At 58.3% G+C, this 4,793-nt stretch carries 5 protein-coding genes and 2 pseudogenes (1 of these 7 running past the window's edge); 2 read left to right on the forward strand and 5 right to left on the reverse strand.

The window, feature by feature from the left end; translation table 11 throughout:
- The 4 genes and pseudogenes from H7C18_RS35455 to sigK all read right to left on the reverse strand — a co-directional run.
- A pseudogene (locus tag H7C18_RS35455) lies at positions 1 to 228 on the reverse strand (hypothetical protein) (it extends 238 nt beyond the left edge of the window).
- A 231-nt stretch (positions 229 to 459) separates the two neighbouring features.
- Positions 460 to 1,341: a TolB family protein gene (locus tag H7C18_RS33875; RefSeq protein WP_185133558.1), complete on the reverse strand. Its 882-nt coding sequence runs from the start codon at positions 1,339 to 1,341 to the stop codon at positions 460 to 462.
- Between the two features lie 28 nt (positions 1,342 to 1,369).
- Entirely contained in the window at positions 1,370 to 1,822 is a 453-nt protein-coding gene (locus tag H7C18_RS33880) for a VOC family protein (protein ID WP_185133559.1), read from the reverse strand.
- 247 nt (positions 1,823 to 2,069) lie between these two features.
- On the reverse strand, positions 2,070 to 2,771 hold the full coding sequence (sigK, locus tag H7C18_RS33885) for an RNA polymerase sporulation sigma factor SigK (RefSeq protein ID WP_185133560.1): 702 nt from the start codon (positions 2,769 to 2,771) through the stop codon (positions 2,070 to 2,072).
- Positions 2,772 to 2,958: 187 nt separating this feature from the next.
- Here sigK and H7C18_RS33890 point away from each other — a divergent pair, with 187 nt between their 5' ends.
- A complete protein-coding gene (locus H7C18_RS33890) occupies positions 2,959 to 3,825 on the forward strand; it encodes an aldo/keto reductase (protein WP_185133561.1) in 867 nt (288 codons plus the stop codon).
- Between the two features lie 396 nt (positions 3,826 to 4,221).
- On the opposite strand, the gene H7C18_RS33895 is transcribed toward H7C18_RS33890, so the two are convergent.
- Positions 4,222 to 4,452 carry a hypothetical protein gene (locus H7C18_RS33895; RefSeq protein WP_185133562.1) on the reverse strand — a complete coding sequence of 77 codons (231 nt, stop codon included), beginning with the start codon at positions 4,450 to 4,452 and terminating at the stop codon, positions 4,222 to 4,224.
- Positions 4,453 to 4,598: 146 nt separating this feature from the next.
- Between H7C18_RS33895 and H7C18_RS33900 the strand changes: the two are divergent.
- Positions 4,599 to 4,793, forward strand: a pseudogene (locus H7C18_RS33900) (stage V sporulation protein AC); the annotation flags it as partial.

Raw genomic sequence — 4,793 nt, forward strand, 5'->3', positions numbered from 1 at the left:
CGTTCCCTCGTAGACGTCCTCTTCGACGAAGCCTGCGGACAACGGATTGCCGGGGCTTTTGCGGCCGAAGCTGAACAGATCGGCAAGATCCTCGTCCATGGCCAGGGAAGCGTGGTTGTATGGAGCGGAAGTGAAGTTCTTTATCATCGTGGTAAACAAGGTTCCCGTATCGGTTAGCAAGACATATAGAAAGTTTTCGGAGCGTTCCGGAATCGAAGATTGAAACATGGCGATTTCCTCTCTTTCTTTGGACGAAGCGTTGCCATTGATTTTGGCTATGTCCAAAGATTAACAGAGAGAGGAGGAGGAGGGACCGACCGCGGGAATGGTTGCGAGCTGGACTTATGTCCTGGTCCCAAGCCGGACTTTACGTGGGGAATCGGCACGACCTGGAAGCGTCGCGAATGCGTTCCCGGCAAAAAAAAGCCCCTTTGTCCGCCGTGACAAAGGGGCGTTCGCCTATTCTTTCAGCCGATAGCTGACAAAAGCCAGCCGCCGGCTGTCGGGCGACCAGGAGTTGACGTTGAGCGTTCCCTGACCGCCGAACAGTTCGACAAGCGTGCGGTATTCTCCGCCCGCGCCGGACATGAGTCGGATTTCGACCTGCTTGTTGGCCGGATGGTCGCCGGGAGCGACATCGCCTTTTCGATAAGTGATATAGGCCACCCGCTCGCCGTCCGGCGACACATGCGGGAACCAGCTGTTGCTCTCGTCGAACGTCATCTGAACCTGCTGGCTGCCGTCGGCGTTCATCCGCCAGACCTGCATCAGCCCGGACCGCACCGAATTGAACCAGATATGCCGGCCGTCCGGGGAATATTCGGGCCCGTCGTTCAGCCCGGGAGCGTCCGTAAGCTGCTTCTCGATGCCGCCGTCCACCGGAATGGTGTAAATGTCGTATTCGCCGTCCCGTTCGGCACAATAAGCGAGAGTGCGGCCGTCCGGCGACCAGCCGTGCAAATAGCTGGGAGCCATCGGGGTGACGAGGACGGGGGAGCCGCCCTGCAGCGGAAACGTATAGATGCGCGACTGTCCGTCCTCATACGTGTGATGGCTGACCGCCACTTGAGCGTTGTCGGGGGAGAGCACATGGTCGTTATTGCACTGGACCGCAAAACCCGATTCGACAACCTGGCTGACCCCTGTCGAGAGATCGTAGGTATAGAGCAATCCCAAGCTGTTGTAGACAAGCTGCTTGCCGTCCCGGGTCCAATTGGGCGCTTCGATCAAATAGTCGAATTCGGCCAGAACGGTGCGTTCGCCGGTTTGCGCGTCGACCGTCTCCAGGATGCTGACGACGTTTCTGCCTTTTTCCTCGCGGGGCTGTTTGAGCCGATTCATTCGTGTTTCCCTCCCTTGATCTTTCCGTTTATGCGCGCGGCTTGATGTTCAGATTCACGCCAAGATCGTCCTCGCTATCGACGATCGTCCAACTGCTGCCCGGGTAATAGCCGACGGTCCGCATGGCATATCCCATCTCTTCCAGTTCGCCGATGATCGCGTCGCGCTTGTCCCCGACCTGGAAGCCCAGGTGGTGCACGCCGTTGCCGTGCTTGTCCAGGAACTCGCGGAACGTGCTGTCGTGTTCGTCCGGCTCGTGCAGTTCGATGACGAAGTTGCCGACCTGGATGTTCGCGACCTTAAGGCCGTAGTAGGCGGGCTGTCCGCGATAGGTCAGGTCGGGGTTATGGGCCGGCGGGTTGTCGCGAATCTCGGGCACGGGGATATTGAACAGCTTGGCCCACGATTCGGCTGCCTTCCGGATATCTTTGACGACAATTGCGATCTGGATAAAACCGTCGAAGCCGATGTTGTTTTTCATTCGATTCCCATCCTTTTTGCCGTTGGTCAAAACGGAGTAGTGAACACGCGTTTATTTTAGCGTAAACCTGTGAACGCGCGTTTATGCTTTCTAGCACCCATCATACGAATTTGAAAGGGCACTGTCAATCGTTTCTTTCGGGGCCGGAGCTTGTCCCGTACGATGAGAACGGCGGCCGAGCTATAAAAAACCGGCGGGTGAGCCGGCTATTCCGCCGCCTCCGCCGGTTTTTTCCGCATCCCCATTTTTATCGCTTCGCCTTATAAAACTCGTGATAAAGCTTCATGAGAGCCCGCTTCTCGATGCGGGACACGTAGCTGCGCGAGATGCCGAGCTCGCGGGCGATCTCCCGCTGCGTCCGCTCGTCGCCGCCGCCGTCGAGGCCGAAGCGGCCGCGGATCACTTCCTGCTCGCGCTCGTCCAGAATGTCGAGATTGCGATAGATTTTGCTTTTCTCGATCTTAAGCTGCACCTTCTCGACGACCTCGTCGGGTTCGGTGCCGAGAATATCCTGCAGCGTAATCTCGTTGCCTTCCTTGTCCGTGCCGATCGGGTCGTGCAGCGACACGTCTTTCTTCGTTTTCTTGAGAGAACGAAGATGCATGAGAATCTCGTTCTCGATACAACGAGCGGCGAAGGTGGCCAGCTTCGTTCCTTTGTTCGGCTGGAAGCTCTCGATCGCTTTGATCAGGCCGATGGTGCCGATGGAGATGAGATCCTCCAGATCTTCCCCCGTATTGTCGAACTTCTTGACGATATGCGCGACCAGCCGCAGATTGTGCTCGATGAGAAGGTTGCGGGAGCGGGGATTGCCTTCCGCCATGCGCTGAAGGTGCAGCGCTTCTTCCTCGTCGGTCAGCGGCTGCGGGAACGCATTGTTTTTGACGTACGAGACGAGCAGGGACAGCTGTTTCAGGAACAGCGCGATCGCGGTAAAAAATCCGGGCACTTGAGGATCACCTCCGATGAATGGGTCGGATGCGCGAGAAGAAACATTACCATTCTATGTGGGTGAACGCCTATCCGTGCCTGTACGGCGCCGGGCAATTTGGCGGCAGGGCTGTCCCGGCTTGCGCGGAGACTTCCCGTTTACTATGCTTGAGGTATGTCCTGACCTAAAGGAGGAGCGATTTTCCATGAACGATCAAACGTTGTCTGCCGCCGCATCCGGCTCGTTCGCCATTGGAGGCGACATGCCCGTCAACCGTCTCGGGTTCGGCGCGATGCAGCTGACCGGCCCGGGAGTATGGGGGGATCCGCAGGATCCCGAAGAGGCGGTGCGAGTACTTAGAAGAGCGGTGGAGCTGGGGGTTACGCTGATCGACACCGCCGATTCCTACGGTCCGTTCGTGGCGGATCTTCTGATCAAGAAGGCGCTGCATCCTTACAAGGACAATCTGGTCATCGCCACCAAAGCCGGGTTGACGCGGTCCGGTCCGAACGATTGGCGGCCGGTCGGCCGTCCGGAATATTTGCGCCAGCAGGCGGAGCTGAACCTTCGCCATCTCGGGCTGGAACGGATCGACTTGTTCCAATTGCACCGGATCGACGCGAAAGTGCCGCTGGAGGAGCAAATCGGCGAGCTGGCCCTGCTGCAGAAGGAAGGAAAAATTCGTCACATCGGCTTGAGCGAGGTGAGCGTGGACCAACTGCAGGCGGCGGAGAAGGTGGCGAAGATCGCCTCGGTGCAGAACCTGTACAATTTGGCCAAACGGGACTCCGAGCCGGTGCTGCAGTACGCCGAGAAGAACGGCATCGCCTTCATCCCCTGGTTCCCGCTCGCGACCGGGGCGCTGGCGAAGGAAGGCGGGCCTCTGGAAGGCATGTCGGCCCGGCTCGGCTATAAGCCGTCCCAGCTTGCGCTGGCTTGGCTGCTGAAGCGCTCGCCGGCGATGCTTCCGATTCCGGGCACGTCGAAGACGGCTCACCTCGAGGAAAATATTGCCGCGGCCGGCGTTCAGCTGAGCGAAGAGGATTTCGCCGCGCTGACGCAGGCCGTGTAACGAAACCGGCTTATAATCGAAAAGCCCTGAACGTCCGTCTCCCGACCGGAGACCTCGTTCAGGGCTTTTGCATTTGAGGCGGGTCTCGCGTCCCCGCATCCCGCGCCGCCGCTAACGAAACTGAGCGCTCTTATGGGGGCGAATTGAGCGAAGTTGAATTTCTAACGAAAGGGAGAGACCTTACTGGCTCGTGCAACTCCGAAAATACGCGAAATTCCTTCAAATAAGCACTCTGAGTTTCGTTACGTTCCGCGAACTCCCCGATTTGCCCGAATAGAGGCGCTACGTTTCGTTAGAGATTCGACGTGAAAGTTTGTTCCGACATCTGCGCGACTTTCGGCCCTCCGGCCTTTCGCATAGTACCCCTTTTCGCAGATAGAGCCTTTCCCTGCGCTTTTAGAACCACTGCGGCAACGGAGCCGACGACATGTCGTTGAAGAACAGCTGGCGGCCGTAGCCCGGCCCGGAATGAACGCCGCTGTTGTACGACCACTGCATCAGCGTCTCGATCTGCTTCAACTGCGGATCGCTGAGTCCGAAGCGTTGCTTCAGATGGGCCAGCTCCGCCGCCATGTCCCCGATAAAAAATTTCCCAGCCGAATCCTGCTTCCCGTGCTCGTCCGTCATTCCGCGGCACCTTCCTTTCCTTAACTCAGTATGGACGCGGATCCGTCTCGCCAATCGGGCGGCTTCTCCTGCCGACATAGTTCTCCCCGCTTTGGCAAATAATGAAGCGGACACCGACGGAAACGACGAAGGAAAGGGGATACGCCATGGCTACCAAAGAGGCGCAGCGCGGAAGGACCGCGTACAAGCCGCTGTCGATGTCTCCCAAGGAATACAAGGCGTTCGCCAAAAACCGCGAGCCGTCCCGCTCCGTGTTCCGCAATTGCGTTCTGGCGTTCCTGGTCGGCGGCGTCATCTGCCTAATCGGCGAAGGAGTCCAACGCTTCTTCATGGCCGCCTTC

This window comes from Cohnella zeiphila (assembly GCF_014212055.1).
In the GTDB taxonomy this organism is placed as follows: Bacteria; Bacillota; Bacilli; order Paenibacillales; family Paenibacillaceae; genus Cohnella; species Cohnella zeiphila.